General features: G+C 28.6%; 17 protein-coding genes. 14 read left to right on the top strand and 3 right to left on the bottom strand.

Annotated features, from left to right (window positions below):
• Positions 1-23: 23 nt before the first annotated feature.
• Positions 24-563 (top strand): c-type cytochrome, encoded by a 540-nt coding sequence (locus ACTTA8_RS07870; protein WP_440655351.1) that lies wholly within the window; start codon positions 24-26, stop codon positions 561-563.
• Here the strand turns inward: ACTTA8_RS07870 and argF are convergent.
• Positions 555-1,484: an ornithine carbamoyltransferase gene (gene argF / locus ACTTA8_RS07865; protein WP_440655349.1), complete on the bottom strand. Its 930-nt coding sequence runs from the start codon at positions 1,482-1,484 to the stop codon at positions 555-557. The two genes, ACTTA8_RS07870 and argF, sit on opposite strands and share 9 nt — an antisense overlap.
• A 2-nt stretch (positions 1,485-1,486) precedes the next feature.
• Positions 1,487-2,653: an aspartate aminotransferase family protein gene (locus ACTTA8_RS07860; protein ID WP_440655347.1), complete on the bottom strand. Its 1,167-nt coding sequence runs from the start codon at positions 2,651-2,653 to the stop codon at positions 1,487-1,489.
• Positions 2,654-2,823: 170 nt separating this feature from the next.
• Here ACTTA8_RS07860 and ACTTA8_RS07855 point away from each other — a divergent pair, with 170 nt between their 5' ends.
• Complete coding sequence (locus ACTTA8_RS07855) at positions 2,824-3,318, top strand: GcrA family cell cycle regulator (RefSeq protein WP_440655345.1); 495 nt, start codon at positions 2,824-2,826, stop codon at positions 3,316-3,318.
• Positions 3,319-3,321: 3 nt separating this feature from the next.
• On the opposite strand, the gene ACTTA8_RS07850 is transcribed toward ACTTA8_RS07855, so the two are convergent.
• Positions 3,322-4,305, bottom strand: coding sequence for a complex I NDUFA9 subunit family protein (locus ACTTA8_RS07850; RefSeq protein ID WP_440655343.1), 984 nt, complete (start codon positions 4,303-4,305; stop codon positions 3,322-3,324).
• Between the two features lie 16 nt (positions 4,306-4,321).
• Between ACTTA8_RS07850 and ACTTA8_RS07845 the strand changes: the two genes are divergently transcribed.
• The 12 genes from ACTTA8_RS07845 to trpA are packed head-to-tail and all read left to right on the top strand — an operon-like array spanning position 4,322 to position 14,542.
• Positions 4,322-4,933, top strand: coding sequence for a ribonuclease D (locus tag ACTTA8_RS07845; protein WP_440655341.1), 612 nt, complete (start codon positions 4,322-4,324; stop codon positions 4,931-4,933).
• A complete protein-coding gene (locus ACTTA8_RS07840; protein ID WP_440655339.1) occupies positions 4,933-5,901 on the top strand; it encodes a KpsF/GutQ family sugar-phosphate isomerase in 969 nt (322 codons plus the stop codon). Before ACTTA8_RS07845 ends, ACTTA8_RS07840 begins: the two co-directional genes overlap by 1 nt.
• Entirely contained in the window at positions 5,902-6,471 is a 570-nt protein-coding gene (gene lptC / locus ACTTA8_RS07835; protein WP_440655337.1) for an LPS export ABC transporter periplasmic protein LptC, read from the top strand.
• Between the two features lies 1 nt (position 6,472).
• Positions 6,473-7,249 carry an ATP-binding cassette domain-containing protein gene (locus ACTTA8_RS07830; RefSeq protein WP_440655336.1) on the top strand — a complete coding sequence of 259 codons (777 nt, stop codon included), beginning with the start codon at positions 6,473-6,475 and terminating at the stop codon, positions 7,247-7,249.
• A 5-nt stretch (positions 7,250-7,254) separates the two neighbouring features.
• The gene (gene aroA / locus ACTTA8_RS07825; protein ID WP_440655335.1) at positions 7,255-8,574 is read left to right on the top strand and encodes a 3-phosphoshikimate 1-carboxyvinyltransferase; all 1,320 of its coding nucleotides are present in this window, start codon (positions 7,255-7,257) and stop codon (positions 8,572-8,574) included.
• Positions 8,571-9,227 (top strand): (d)CMP kinase, encoded by a 657-nt coding sequence (cmk, locus tag ACTTA8_RS07820; RefSeq protein ID WP_440655333.1) that lies wholly within the window; start codon positions 8,571-8,573, stop codon positions 9,225-9,227. The genes aroA and cmk overlap by 4 nt, the downstream gene beginning before the upstream one ends.
• The gene (locus tag ACTTA8_RS07815; RefSeq protein WP_440655332.1) at positions 9,227-10,957 is read left to right on the top strand and encodes a S1 RNA-binding domain-containing protein; all 1,731 of its coding nucleotides are present in this window, start codon (positions 9,227-9,229) and stop codon (positions 10,955-10,957) included. Before cmk ends, ACTTA8_RS07815 begins: the two co-directional genes overlap by 1 nt.
• Before the next feature lie 16 nt (positions 10,958-10,973).
• Positions 10,974-11,264, top strand: a complete 291-nt coding sequence (locus ACTTA8_RS07810; protein ID WP_440655330.1) for an HU family DNA-binding protein — start codon at positions 10,974-10,976, stop codon at positions 11,262-11,264.
• On the top strand, positions 11,254-11,922 hold the full coding sequence (gene pyrF, locus ACTTA8_RS07805) for an orotidine-5'-phosphate decarboxylase (RefSeq protein ID WP_440655329.1): 669 nt from the start codon (positions 11,254-11,256) through the stop codon (positions 11,920-11,922). Before ACTTA8_RS07810 ends, pyrF begins: the two co-directional genes overlap by 11 nt.
• 5 nt (positions 11,923-11,927) lie before the next feature.
• A complete protein-coding gene (locus ACTTA8_RS07800) occupies positions 11,928-12,545 on the top strand; it encodes a phosphoribosylanthranilate isomerase (RefSeq protein WP_440655328.1) in 618 nt (205 codons plus the stop codon).
• Positions 12,546-12,552: 7 nt separating this feature from the next.
• Positions 12,553-13,755 carry a tryptophan synthase subunit beta gene (trpB, locus tag ACTTA8_RS07795; RefSeq protein ID WP_440655327.1) on the top strand — a complete coding sequence of 401 codons (1,203 nt, stop codon included), beginning with the start codon at positions 12,553-12,555 and terminating at the stop codon, positions 13,753-13,755.
• The gene (gene trpA / locus ACTTA8_RS07790) at positions 13,739-14,542 is read left to right on the top strand and encodes a tryptophan synthase subunit alpha (protein WP_440655326.1); all 804 of its coding nucleotides are present in this window, start codon (positions 13,739-13,741) and stop codon (positions 14,540-14,542) included. The genes trpB and trpA overlap by 17 nt, the downstream gene beginning before the upstream one ends.
• The last annotated feature ends 3 nt before the right edge of the window (positions 14,543-14,545 follow it).

Here is a 14,545-nt window from a genome sequence, read left to right as displayed (position 1 = left end):
CGTTCAAAATTAAATTTATAAAAATGGATTCTTTTGAAATTAACAAAATTGTAGCTGCAGTTCTAATGGTAGCACTCCTTGTTATTGGTATAGGAAAATTATCTGATGTAATTTTTCATGTAGAAAAACCAGAAACTCCAGGTTACACGGTGGAAGTTGAACAAGTATCTACTGCATCATCTTCTACAACAACTGCTGCAGAAGAAAAAGTCGACATTGCTGCATTAATGGCTATGGGAGATATAGCAAGTGGAGAAAAAATTTTTAAAAAGTGTGCAGCCTGTCACTCAATAATTAAGGGTGGGAAAAATGCTATAGGTCCAGCTTTATATAATGTCGTTGGAAGAAAAGTTGGAGCAGTTGAAGATTATAAATATTCAAAAGCATTAGCTGCTTATGAAAAAGAATGGACATTTGAAGAGCTAAATGGATTTCTAAAAAAACCTGCAAAATATATTAAAGGTACAAAAATGGCTTATGCAGGGTTAAGAAAAGAAGCAGATAGAGCTTCGGTAATTAAGTATCTAAATGAAAATTCAGATAGCCCCGTTCCACTACCTTAATTTTCCAAAACAATACAATAGTATACTTTTTTGAACATGAACTCTGTTAAGAGCCTGTAACCATACATGAGATTTTTTTCCTAAGAAAATATCTTCAGAAACTTCATTCCCTCTAGGCAGACAATGTAAAAAAATACAATTCTTATTTGCAAAACTCATTAATTTTTTATTAATTTTAAATTTTTTAAATGCCTGAATTTTTTTCTTTTTGTTTACTTTGTCATTTAACGAAATAACTTTATCAGCAAAAATTACATCAGCTTCTTTAGCAGCTTTTTTTGGGTCATTATAAATATAAATTTTTCTCTTATTTTTTTTCACCCAACTTCTTACTTCTTTTCCTGGTTCAAAATTTTTTGGACAACCAATGCTTAATTTGAAAGAAAATTTAACTGAAGCAGCAATTAAACTATCCAAAACATTATTTGAATCACCAATCCAGCAAATATTTAATTTGGAAATAGGTTTTTTTGTAATCTCTTCAACTGTAAAAACATCTGAAAGTACTTGAGTTGGATGAGAGGACGGGCTCAAACCATTAATCACTGGAATAGACAAATATTTTTTAAAATCCTCAATTTTTTTGTCACTATCTGTTCTCAACATAAATCCATCACCATAAGTTGATAAAACCTTTGCTGTATCAGATATACTTTCACCACCTTGTCCTAAATGAAGTTCATTGGATCTAAGTGTTACAGTACCTCCTCCAAGCTGTTTAATTGCTAAATAAAAGCTCATTCTTGTTCTTAAGCTTGGTTTTTCAAACATTTGGATCAAAATTTTACCTTTTAATGGAGCACCTTTATCTGTCTCTAATGTGTTAAGTTTTTTTCTAGAACTTTTTCTTTTTTTTGCATCAGTAATTATTTTTCTTAAATCTTTACTAGGAATATCTTTTAAATTTATAAAATGATTCATAACTATTTAAATTGGCTGCAAACTTTATTTATAATTTTTAAAGCTTCATCAAGTTCACTTTTTTTGACATTAAGAGGTGGTAAAACTCTGACGACATTTTCTGCAGCACGAATAGTTAATAATTTATTTTCCATTAATTTTTTAATAAAACCTGTCTGATCTTGATGTAGCTGTATTCCAATTAAAAAACCTCTTCCTCTTATTTGTTTAATAATACTAGGATATTTTTCCTTAATTTTGTTCAAGTTTGATAAGAAATATTTAGATAATTTTTTTACATTATTTAAAAACTTTTTGTTTGAAACTATATCCATTACTTTATTTCCAACCGACATAGCTAGCGGATTGCCCCCAAATGTAGATCCGTGAGTGCCAGGTATCATGCCTGTTGCTACTTTTCTATTCATAAGAACTGCTCCTATAGGAAATCCACCTCCAATTCCTTTCGCTATTGGGACTATGTCTGGTCTTACTTTAGATTTTTCAAATGCAAAAAAGTCTCCTGATCTACCTATTCCACACTGAACTTCATCCAGAATTAAAAGAATTTTTTTCTTATCACACAATTTTCTAAGCTCTCTTAAACAAAAGTCTGGAATGACTTTGATTCCTCCCTCTCCCATTATCGTTTCAACCATTATAGCCGCAGTATCTTTTGAGATTTTCTTTTCTAATGCTTTGTGGTCTCCAAAAGTAAAGTGATCAAATCCCTTTACTTTAGGGCCAAATCCTTCGGTCATTTTCTTTGATCCACTCGCATAAATTGCAGCTAATGTTCTTCCATGAAATGAATTTTTAATGCATAAAATTCTATTTTTATTTGGTTTACCTATTGAGAAAAAATATCTTCTAGCAACTTTAATAGCTGCCTCTGTTGCTTCTGCTCCACTATTTTGAAACATTACATAATCAGCAAATGTTTTTTTACATAACTTTTTAGCTAAATTTTCTCCTTCTGGTATTTGAAAAGCATTTGATACATGCCAAAGTTTTTTAGATTGTTTATTGATTGTTTTTACTAAACCTGGATGAGCATGACCTAAAGAATTAACCGCAATACCCATAACAAAATCAAGATATTTTTTTCCATCAGTAGAGTAAAGATAGCTTCCCTTACCATACTTAAATGAAATTTTTTTTCTGTTATAATTTTTTGCTAAATTGCTCATAAATTAAATTTGTTTTTATAAATTTTATTTCATAGATACAAGTTATGATTGAAAACTTGAGTAAATCTAGGCTAGGCTTTTATTGTTGATAACTCTAATTTTTTGATTGTTTCAATTAAATTAATAACAGTATATTGTCGTTTTATAAATAAATAACACAACATATAGATATGAGCTGGACCGAAGAGAAAGTTTCAAAATTAAAAGAATTATGGGGCAAAGGTAATACTGCTAGCCAAATAGCAGAGATTATAGGTGGCATAAGTCGTAATGCTGTGATTGGTAAAGCTCATAGATTAAATCTTTCAGCAAAAATCAAAACTAGAGCTGCTACTTCTAATAAAAATTTCGAAAATTCAATTGAGCAGAATAACGTTCAATCAAAAAGAGGTCGTAAAAGTAAATTTAAATCTTTAATAATCGAAAAAGATTTTGAACCAGAAAACCCTAAACAGTTAGAAGAGTTAGACGAAAGTTCATGTAAATGGCCAATAGGTCATCCAGATGAAAAAGAATTTTATTTTTGTGGCAGATCTTCTTTAAAAGACTTCTCTTATTGTAAGCTTCATTTGCTATATGCTTATCAACCAAAAGGTAAAAAAGAAGAAGTTACAGAAAAAGAGGAAGTTCCGGAGTTTATTGAAAAGAAAATTCAGTCTGCTTAAATTTTAACTCGTTTTAATATCTATATTATCTGAATTATATTTTTCTGTGGAAAATTGACCGCCTTCCCTCCACATATAACAATATTTTTTAACTTCTTCATCGAAATATCTCAAACTTGGTACGCCTATATCTGAATTTGATTTATATTTTCCAGATAAAACATTATCATACTTTAGAAGTTTTAATTGATCTCTGGTCAAAAGTGGTTTTGGCATTATTTCAAAAAATCTCGCTGACATTTGTGCTATTGGTAATGGCATTGGTATTAACAATCTTTTCTTTCCAATTAAATTTAATAATTTTTCTAAAATTTCTTTAAATGAAATTATTTCTGGACCAACACATTCAATTATTTTGGAATTAACATTATTTGAAATTACGTTTAAAATAACATCGGTCAGGTCTGAACAATGAATTGGAGCAAACTTAGTTTTGCCTTCATAATAGAGTGGGAATATTGGCAATCTATTTAGAAGAGTCATAAATTGAGTTGTTAGCTGATCATCTTGAGAAAATACAATTGAAGGTCTTAAAATTGTAGCCAATGGAAAATTTTTTAAAATTCTTTCCTCTCCCTCTAATTTACTTTTAGCATAGTCAGAGTCTGTAGCCTCATTTACTCCAAGTGCTGACAGATGAATAAAATGTTTAAGCTTGTATTCTTTTGAAAGTTTAGCCAACAATGAAGGGAAAATAGTGTGAATATTTTTAAATGTATTTCCTTTTTTTGACTCAAACAAAATACCAACTAAATTGATACAAATATCTGCTTTTTCAAAGAGCTTTCTAAGTTTTTGTTCCTCAAAAATATTAGATTCAACAATATCTATATAACCTGCATTCGCTTGGGTTTTAATGATATAGCTTTTTTGATGAATGTTTCTTGTTACAACAGTTACTTGGTAATTATTTTTTGTTAGCTTCCTAAGTAAATTTTTACCAATTTGACCACTCCCACCAAAAATTAGACAATTTTTTGCTTTCATATATATATGTTTAGAAATGAGTAATAATATTCAACTTCACAAAAATGATCTACCAGATGATTTAAATTTAGGCAATATAATTGCCGTTGATGGTGAATTTATGGGTCTAAATGTCAGACGTGATCCATTATGCTTAATACAAATATCTTCTGGTAACTCAGATGCTCATATAGTGCAGTTTGATAGAAAAAAATATCATGCTCCTAATTTAGTAAAAGTACTAAATGACGAAAAAATCACTAAAATTTTTCACTATGGACGTGCAGATATGGCACATATAAAATATTATCTAAAAACTGATGTAAATAATATTCTTGATACAAAAATTTGTAGTAAATTAGCTAGAAGTTATTCTGATAATCATTCACTTAAAACATTAATTAAAGAGTTTATAAATATTGATATTAGCAAACAATTTCAAAGTTCTGATTTTGGTGGAGAATTATCTACAGCTCAGTTAAAATATTGTGCGAATGATGTTCTTTATCTTCATAAAATACATGATGAGTTGATGAAAATATTAGATAGAGAAAATAGAACTCAACTTTATAAAAATTGTTTAAAATTTTTAAAAACAAGAGTTGATCTTGATTTAGCATTATTTAAAGAAGATATTTGGTCTCATTAATGAACAAAAATCAATTTAAATCTATTGCAAAAAATGTAATTGACTTAGAGATAAAAGCACTTCAAATCTTAAAAAAAAATATTAATAAATCATTTAATGATGCAGTTATTCAAATTGCAAAATGTCAAGCTAAAGTAATACTTTGTGGAGTAGGCAAGAGTGGTTTAATAGCATCTAAAATTGCTGCAACACTTGCTTCAGTGGGGACGCCATCATTTAGTCTTGCTGCTAGTGAGGCATCTCATGGTGATCTTGGTATGATTTCAAGAAAAGATATTTTAATATTAATTAGTAATTCAGGAGAAACAACAGAACTTAAAAATATAATAAAATTTGCAAAAAGAAATAAAATTTTATTAATAGGAATTGTTTCAAAAAAAGAATCTATTCTTTATAGATCTTCTGATATTAAATTGTTTATTCCTAAAGCTAAAGAAGCTGAAGGTATAGTTCCAACTGCAAGTACAACTTCGCAACTAGCTTTGGGAGACTCATTGGCAATTGCTTCAATGAAATATAAAAAATTTGGCAAAGTTGATTTTAAAAAACTTCACCCTGCAGGAAGTTTGGGAGCTCAACTAAAAACGGTTGAGGATATAATGTTAGTAGGAAAAAAAATTCCTTTTGTCAAATATAACTTAAAAATGAAGAATGCACTAAATATATTAAGTGATAAAGGTTTAGGATTTCTTTTGGTTACAAATAAAAAAAATAAAACAATTGGTATCATAACAGACGGTCAAATAAGAAGATATAATGAAAAAAAATCAGACTTACTTCTTAAACAGGCAAAAGATATTATGACTAAAAATCCTATTTGTGTTGAGAAAGATACATTAGCCGCAAAAGCTTTGTCAATAATGAATAGTAAAAAAATCACATCTTTATGTGTTTTTGAAAAAAAAAATAAATTTAAAATTATAGGTGTCGTTCATATACACAATATTTTACAAACCAGTATTGTCTAAATGTATAAAAAAAAAATTTTAATTTTATTATCAATATTTTTTTTTTTAATCACTATTATAATTTGTTTAAAATTATATAGAAACACTGATTTATCAAAGAAAAACGCAGATGAGCAAATTAGTGAAAAATCTAACTCTAATACTATCTTTAATGTTGAATATTACGCAAAGGATGCTGAAAATAATGAATTTATTATAAAAGCTAAAGAAGGAGAAATTGATTTAAATGATAGTAGTATAATTTTTTTAAAAAACGTAAATGCTGTTATTAAATTAAATGAAAAAGAAAAGATTTTAATTTCAGCCGATTTTGGAAAATATAATAATAATAATTTTGATACTATTTTTTCAAAAAATGTATTAATAAATTATTCAGAAAAAAAAATTAAAAGTGAATATTTAGACTTTTCAATTCTAAGAAATTCAATGATAATATCAAAAAATGTAATATATACTGATGCTGAAAATATTTTAAAAACAGATGTAGTAGAAATAAATATGAAAAGTAAAGACTTTAAATTTTTTATGTTTGATAAACAAAAAAAAGTTCAATTAATAAATAAAAATTGACATGGGGATTATCAAGCCATTTAGAATAAAATCTTTTAAAAATAAAAATCCAATAATAGAATTTAAAAATATATCTATTTCCTTTGGAAACCGAACAGTACTCGATAACGTAAATTTTATAATAAACGAAAAAACTATTCATGGGTTACTAGGACCAAATGGTGCTGGAAAATCAACTATGTATCATTTAATAACAGGTTTACTTGAACCTAAGCATGGTAAAATTTTGATTAATAATCAAGATGTAACCAATTTGCCTGTTTATTTACGTACAAGGGAATTTGGGATTTCATTCGTACCCCAATACGGGGGCACATTTTCTGATTTAACACTAGATGACAATCTTAAAGCTATAAGTGAGATAGTAATAAATAACAAAAACTTAAGATTAGAGAGAATAAATTATTTAATATCAAAACTAGAGTTACAGAACATCAGAAACGTCAAATCAAAAAATCTTTCTGGTGGTGAGAGAAAAAAATTGACAATTGCTTTATCTCTATTAAGCAAACCAAAAATATTATTGCTTGATGAACCTTTCTCAGCTTTGGACGTTTTAACTATAAAAATGTTACAAGAATTAATAATAAACCTTCAACAAGAGAATAATATCACTATTTGCATCTGTGATCATCTCGCATCCTCACTTCTTCAAATCTCTGACACTGCAATGATACTAAGTAATGGAAAAATTGTAGCGCAAAATTCTCCATCAAACTTAATTAAAGATATACATGCTCAGAATGCATATTTTGGTAATAATTTTAAAATTAATTAATTTAAATGTTGAATGAACTAATTATTAATAAAAAAATTAACAAATTTAAAAAAATAATTAATGTTAATGGAGATAAAAGCATTAGTATTCGATGGGTTTTGTTTTCTTCTTTAGCAAATGGTGTTTCAACTTCAAAAAACTTATTATTATCTGAAGATGTTTTGGCTGCAATTAATGCTATTAAAAATTTGGGTATAAAAGTAATTTATAAAAAAAATGAATGCAAAATTTTTGGTAAAGGTTTAGGTGGATATAATTATAAAAAAAACATAACTATTAATGCACAAAATTCTGGTACTCTTGGCAGACTAATTCTTGGGTTATTAATTAATAGTCCATATTCAATAAAACTAACAGGAGATAAAAGTTTATCAAATAGGGATTTCAAACGAGTCACCGATCCATTAAAAAATTTTGGTGCTAAATTTAAATTAAGAAAAGGTAAATATTTACCTTTGACTATAATTGGGAATGCGAAACTAAAAGCAATTAAATACATAGAAAATAGAGGCTCAGCTCAATGCAAAAGTTCAGTGATGTTTGGCGGAATGAGATCAAATGGAACTACCTACATAAAGGCAAAAAAATCAAGAAATCATACCGAGCTACTAAGTAAATATTTAAAACTACCAATTAGCATAAAAAAACATAAAAATTATGATGAAATCAAAATCAATAAAGTAAAAAAAATAAATCCAATTAATTACAATATCCCCTCTGATATAAGCTCAAGTGCATTTTTCATTGTTTTAACTGCACTTTCAAATAACTCAGAATTAATTATCAAAAATGTAAATGTTAACCCTTCAAGGATAGGCATTATCACTATTTTAAGAAAAATGGGAATTTCTATAAAATTAGAAAATACAAAAATATACAAAGGAGAAAAAATATCTAATATTAAAATAAAAAGTTCGAAAATGATTAAGTCAATTAATTGTCCTACTAAACTTAATAGTGCAGCAATAGATGAATTTTTAATTATTTTTTTGGTTGCAGCTAAAGCAAAAGGGGTTTCATATTTTAAAAATTTATCAGAATTAAATCAAAAAGAAAGTCCAAGACTTAAATGGGGTCAATACATTTTAAACGAAATGGGCATCAAAACAATATGTACAAATGATTCAATTAAAATATTTGGCAATCCAGATTTAAAAATAAATAAAAAAATAATAATTAAAAACTATTTAAAAGATCATAGAGTATTCATGACAAGTGTTATCGCAGCATTGTCATTTGGTGGAAAATGGGTACTTCATGATAAAAATTCTATAAATACGTCATTCCCAGACTTTTTAAAAATTATTAATAATCTAAAAAAATGATTAAAAGAAATAATATAATCAAAATTGCGATTGACTCTCCCGCAGCAGCAGGTGCTGGCACTATAGCAAAAGCAATAGCCAAACATTATAAATTACTTAAAGTTGACACAGGTAAAGCATATCGCTTAATTGCTTTTTATAAGCTGAAGAACTCAAAAAAATTTAATTATAAATTTGTTAAAAATAAAATTAAAAATTTAAAAATTGGAGACCTTAACAAAAAAGCTTTATTATCCGATAAAGTAGGAACAGAAGCCTCAATAATTGCAAAAAATAAAAATATAAGAAAACTTATTCATTCATTTCAGGTAAATTGCGCTTACAATCCACCAAAAAAATACAAAGGATCTATCCTTGATGGTCGTGATATTACTTACAATATTGTTCCGGACGCAGACTTTAAATTTTTTATAACCGCCAACGTTAAAACTAGAGCTCTAAGAAGATACAAAGAACTAAAGAAATTAAATAATCAATTAACTTATAAAGAAGTTTTAAAAAGCATTAAAAATAGGGATAAAAATGACTATAATCGTAAAATTTCTCCTCTTAAAAAAACAAAAGATTCTATATTGATTAACACGACAAAGTTATCTAAAAGAGCCTGTTTTTTAAAAATAAAAAAAATAATAGATAGGAAAATTAATATTTAATGGAAATTTACAAAGACTTAACAAGTCCAGCATCTCAAGAATTTGAAAAATTACTCAACAGCCAACTTTCAAAAGTTCAAATAGAAGAAGGTAAAATTATTGAAGGAAAAATAAACAAAATTACGGAGAAATTTGTATTTTTATTTGTTGAAGGTCTAAAGTCAGAACCAGTTCTAGATATAAACGAATTAAAGAGCATGGGCCTCTCTGAAAAAATTAAGGTTGGAGAAACTATATCTGTATTATTAGAAAAAATAGAAGATAAACATGGAGAAGTTTTAGTTTCTGCTAGTAAAGCTCAGAAGATAAAAGGATGGGAAAAGTTGATAGAAGCTCATGAGAAAAATGAACCTGTGATGGGAAAGATTGTTTCCAAGTGTAAGGGTGGAGCAATTGTTGAACACATAGATACTGGTTCACTCATGTTTTTACCTGGATCACAAATCAGCGATAAACCTCTAAAAGATATTAGTCATTTGATGAACGAACCACAGAAGTTTGCTCTAATTAAACTTGACCGTATCAGAGGGAACGCATGTGTTTCTAGAAGAGAAATAATTTCATCTTTTAAGAAAGAGGATAAAGCTAAATTAGTAGCTAAATATAAAGTAGGTGATATAATTAAGAATGCGGTTGTTAAAGGTTTTTCAAATTTTGGATGCTTTTTTTCAGTAAACGGTGAACTAGATGTATTAACACATCTTCAGGAATTGAGTTACACTAGAATTGACCACCCCTCTGACATTTTAGAAATTGGAGAGAAAAGAGATCTAAAAGTAATTTCAGTTGATGAAGATAAGCTCCAAGTTGGTTGCTCGATAAAGCAATTGTACCCAGATCCATTTGATAATATTGATAACTATAAATTAAATACACAATACATTGTTAAGATAGAAAAAATTTCTGATTTTGGCGCGTTTTGCTCTCTCGAAGAGGGATTAATTACTTTATTGCATAATTCTGAAATATCCTGGTCAAAGAAAAACAACTCTGCAAAAAAAATGCTTAAAGTTGGACAAGAAATTCCATGTGTCATAACTGAAATTGATAAAGATAAACGAAGAGTAGCGATCAGTCATAGATTAACTCAAGAGAATCCTTTTGAAACTTTTGAGAAAAAATACCCTGTTAATACTATTGTTGAAGGCGAAGTTGTAAATAAAAATGAATATTCCTTGTTCTTAAAAATTGAAGATTTAGAAATTGACGGATTTTTACATTGTAATGATTTAACATATTTAAATAATGGTGAAGAAGAACTAGCTAAATATAAAAAAGGCGATAAACTTAAAGTTAAAATTCTAGAAATCAAATCATCTGAACAAAAAATCAGGGTTGGTCTAAGACAAACTCAACCAGATCCATTTGATTTCTTTAAAGACAAAGAAAAAGGAAGCACAATTACAGTAAAAATAGTTAAGACAGATAATAAAGGATTGACTGTGAGACCTGAAGGTTGTGAAATGGATTTCCAAATTAAAAAATCAGAAATTGCACTAAATGCTGCAGATGCTAGACCGTCAAGATGGACAGGTGGAGAAAAAGTAGACGTTGGTATTAGAGAAATTCAACTGGACAAGAGAAAAGTTACCTTAAGTATTAAATATTTAGAGGAGCAACAAAGAGATATTGCTCTTAAAACTTATGGAAGTGAATCAAGTGGAAAGAACTTGCCATTTAGCAATCTTTCTGAGTCACTTAAAAAGAAATCTGAAGAAGAGAAAGAATAATTGAAGAAGATTTAAATTGGCTATTGTAAAATCAAAGCTTTTAAAACAACTTTCAAAAAACTACCCAAATTTCCTGAAAAAAGACCTAGAGAAATTTACCAATATTATTTTAACTGAAATAAAAAGAGCCCTTCGAAGAGGCGACGGGGTTGAATTAAGAAATTTTGGGACATTTAGAGTTAAAACTCAGAGAGCATCCATTAGAAGAAATCCAAAAACTTCTGAAAAAGTCGCAGTTCCTGAAAAGAAAGTAATATCTTGGAAGATGAGTAAAGATATGTTTAAAAAGATTAATAATGAAGAGTAAAATATTCATAGCGTGTGACTCAACCTCTGTCTCTAAAGTAAAAAAAATAATAAAAGATACGCAAACACCTAGATTACAAATTGGTTATAAGTTTGGATTAGAGTTTTTAAACTCAAAGAATGGAAGAAAATTTGTATCAAAATTAAAAAATCAAATTACATTTGGAGATTTTAAATTTGCAGATATACCAAATACTTGTTCCTCGGCAGTAAAAGCAATTAAAGATCTTCAACTAAATTATTGCACCATCCATATCAGTTCTGGTTTGGAAGCATTAAAAGCAGCTAAGAAAGTTTCTGGAAAAACTAAAATAATTGGTGTTTCAATTTTAACTTCGCTTGATAACAAAGCTTTAAAAGAAATAGGTTACAATAAAGATGTAAAAAAACTAGTTCTTCATCAAGCAAAACTTGCTCAAAAAGCAAAATTAGATGCTATTGTTTGTAGTGCTCAAGAAGTAAAAATTATAAGAAGAGTTTTTAATAAAGAAATTATTACTCCAGGAATTAGATTTAATTCTGAAAAAGGAGATCAAAAAAGAGTTCTAACACCTAAAAAAGCATTTAAAAATGGAAGTGATTGGTTGGTAATTGGAAGACCTATTACTAAAGGAAATATCAAAAACAATGTTAAAAAATTAATTGATCATTTAAATTAATGGTCATGGGATGTAAAATCTGTGGGATCTCAGATACAAAAACTTTAACTTACATCGTTAACCACTCCTACCCACCACAATTCATAGGATTTATAGTTAATTGGAAAGCAAGCTCACGATATGTAGATTTTAATCAATTAAAAGAATTATTAAATATAAACAAAAAACAAAGTAAGTATGTAGCTGTTCTTGTAAAACCTGATGGAGTTATTTTAGAAAAAATCAAAGATTTACCATTCGATTATTATCAAATTTATGATTGTGGCTTTGATGAAATCAAACAAATAAAAGAAAAGTATAACAAAAAAATAATTACTGCTCTTACTATTGAAAACAAAGAAGATGTAAAAAAATATAAAGTTTATGAAACTATATCTGAGATGATTTTGTTTGATAGTAAAGGATATGAAAAATCCATGAGTTTTAATCATGATTTGCTCAATGAAGTAGATGGCAGCATAAAAAAAATGATTGCAGGAAATATAAAAATAGAAGATGTTACCAACTTTAAAAATAAACACTACATATTGGACGTATCAGGCAGTTTGGAAAGCTCAAAAGGAGTAAAAGACATAAATAAAATTGATAAGTTTCTAAATACAGTCCATAATATTAATTCTTAAAAAAGAGATGACAAAAAATTCATTAAAAACAGGACCAGATGAACTAGGATATTATGGTGCAGGAACTTCTGCTATGGGGGGAATGGCAGTAGGAGAAACTTTGATGCCTGCTTTACATGAACTAAATCAAGGATTTGAACAAGCAATCAAGGATAAAGAATTTTTAGATGAATTTGCGTATTATTGTAAACACTACATAGGAAGACCATCTCCTTTATATTTTGCAGAAAATCTTACAAAAGAATTAGGTGGTGCTCGTATATTATTTAAACAAGAACATTTAAATCATACTGGAAGTCATAAGATCACAAACAGTTTGTTTCAGGTATTACTTGCAAAAAGAATGGGTAAAAAAAGTTTAATTTGCGAGAGTGGTGCTGGACAGCACTATAGTGCAACCGCCGCAGTGGCTGCTAAGTTTGGTATGCCTTTAATTGGGGTAATGGGAGAAGTGGATATAGCAAGGGTAAATCAAAATATAATAAAAGCAAAACACTATGGTGCAAAATTAAAAGCAGTGTCAGGAACTTTGAAGGAAGCTATTACAGATGCAATTAAAACTTGGACTACCAATCCTGACTTTGCATATATTTGTGGTTCTGTAGTTTCTGCACATCCATTCCCAAAAATTGTTGCATTTGCTCAAAGTATTATTGGAAGAGAAATAAGAGAACAATCGCTTGAACAAGAGGGAAAATTACCAGACATGATTGTTGGGTGTGTTGGTGGAGGAAGTAATTTTGCAGGAGCGATTTATGATTTTTTAGATGAACCCAGCATTTCTAAGATTGGTGTTGAAGCAAGTGAAACCGCTGCACTCTCAAACGGAACACCTGGAATTATGCAGGGAATGAAAACATATATGTTACAAACAGATGATGGTGCAAAATCTCTAGGTGGAATGAGTTTAGGAGCAGGTATAACTTATTTTTCGGTTGGTCCACTGCACTCTTATTTAAAAGATCAACAAGCAGTCACTTATTCATCGGCTACTGATCAAGAAATGCTTGAAGCATATAAAATTATAGCAAGAACTGAAGGAATTTGTTCTGCATTAGAACCAATGGCAGCTGCAGCAGAAGTAATCTTTAGACAAGCAAAAGATAAACCTAAAGATTATACAATTTGCTTATCCTTATGTGGCCGTGGTGAAAAGGATTTAGATACTATCCAAGAACATATTGGTAAAGATTTTGAGCGAACGATTTAAAAAAATATTCGAGAAAAATAATCCAAAAACAAAACTAGTTTCTTATTTTGTTGGATGCTACCCTACTCCTGATCAAAGTTTTGAACTAATAAAACAAGCAATAGATAATGGTGTTTCTATATTAGAAATTGGCTATTGCACCTCTGAAGCTTCTGCTGAAGGACCAGTTATTAAAGCTGCTCACGACCATGTTTTAAAAAGTGGGTACACTTTAAATGATACAATTAAATTGGTTGAAAAAATTAGAGATTATAACAAAGATGTAGGGATCCTTTTAATGGGCTACATTGCTAACCTTTATAAATACCCAATCAATAAATTTGTAGAAGATATAAAAAAAGCTGGTGCAGATGCTGTACTAGTTGTTGATGCACCACATGAATTAAAAGAGGAAAATGAATTGAGAGACGCTCTAAATGATAATGGATTATCATTAATAAAATTAGCGGCACCCACAACAGATCAAAAAAGACTTGAGGATATAGTTAAAATCGCATCTGGTTTTATTTACCAAGTAAATGTGAGTGGTGTTACAGGAGTAAAATCTGCGAATGAAACCGATGTTGCAAACTTTGTTAAAAGAATCAAAAGCTTAACAAAAATTCCTGTTTGCTCTGGGTTTGGCATTAAAAGTCCTGAAGATGCTAAAAAAGTGGCTAATAGTGGTTGTAATGGAGTTATTGTTGGTTCAACATTTGTAAAATATATTCAAGATAATATGAATGCCCCAGATTTAACACAAAGTTTTGGGAAACAAGTTCAAAGTTTTTCAGAGGTATTAAAATAAAGA

It is taken from the genome of Candidatus Pelagibacter sp. HIMB1506 (assembly GCF_052047935.1).
Lineage (GTDB): Bacteria > Pseudomonadota > Alphaproteobacteria > Pelagibacterales > Pelagibacteraceae > Pelagibacter.
Note: the sequence above shows the minus strand (reverse complement) of the source record. Positions and strands in the feature narration are given on the sequence as shown.

What these genes read in the sequence shown, in the direction of transcription:
- aroA (WP_440655335.1), top strand. Translation starts at nt 7,255, where the DNA reads ATGTTGAATGAACTAATTATTAATAAAAAAATTAACAAATTTAAAAAA.
- ACTTA8_RS07830 (WP_440655336.1), top strand. Translation starts at nt 6,473, where the DNA reads ATGGGGATTATCAAGCCATTTAGAATAAAATCTTTTAAAAATAAAAAT.
- ACTTA8_RS07855 (WP_440655345.1), top strand. Translation starts at nt 2,824, where the DNA reads ATGAGCTGGACCGAAGAGAAAGTTTCAAAATTAAAAGAATTATGGGGC.
- cmk (WP_440655333.1), top strand. Translation starts at nt 8,571, where the DNA reads ATGATTAAAAGAAATAATATAATCAAAATTGCGATTGACTCTCCCGCA.
- ACTTA8_RS07840 (WP_440655339.1), top strand. Translation starts at nt 4,933, where the DNA reads ATGAACAAAAATCAATTTAAATCTATTGCAAAAAATGTAATTGACTTA.
- ACTTA8_RS07850 (WP_440655343.1), bottom strand. Translation starts at nt 4,305, where the DNA reads ATGAAAGCAAAAAATTGTCTAATTTTTGGTGGGAGTGGTCAAATTGGT.
- ACTTA8_RS07860 (WP_440655347.1), bottom strand. Translation starts at nt 2,653, where the DNA reads ATGAGCAATTTAGCAAAAAATTATAACAGAAAAAAAATTTCATTTAAG.
- ACTTA8_RS07800 (WP_440655328.1), top strand. Translation starts at nt 11,928, where the DNA reads ATGGGATGTAAAATCTGTGGGATCTCAGATACAAAAACTTTAACTTAC.
- argF (WP_440655349.1), bottom strand. Translation starts at nt 1,484, where the DNA reads ATGAATCATTTTATAAATTTAAAAGATATTCCTAGTAAAGATTTAAGA.
- ACTTA8_RS07815 (WP_440655332.1), top strand. Translation starts at nt 9,227, where the DNA reads ATGGAAATTTACAAAGACTTAACAAGTCCAGCATCTCAAGAATTTGAA.
- ACTTA8_RS07870 (WP_440655351.1), top strand. Translation starts at nt 24, where the DNA reads ATGGATTCTTTTGAAATTAACAAAATTGTAGCTGCAGTTCTAATGGTA.
- pyrF (WP_440655329.1), top strand. Translation starts at nt 11,254, where the DNA reads ATGAAGAGTAAAATATTCATAGCGTGTGACTCAACCTCTGTCTCTAAA.
- trpB (WP_440655327.1), top strand. Translation starts at nt 12,553, where the DNA reads ATGACAAAAAATTCATTAAAAACAGGACCAGATGAACTAGGATATTAT.
- ACTTA8_RS07845 (WP_440655341.1), top strand. Translation starts at nt 4,322, where the DNA reads ATGAGTAATAATATTCAACTTCACAAAAATGATCTACCAGATGATTTA.
- lptC (WP_440655337.1), top strand. Translation starts at nt 5,902, where the DNA reads ATGTATAAAAAAAAAATTTTAATTTTATTATCAATATTTTTTTTTTTA.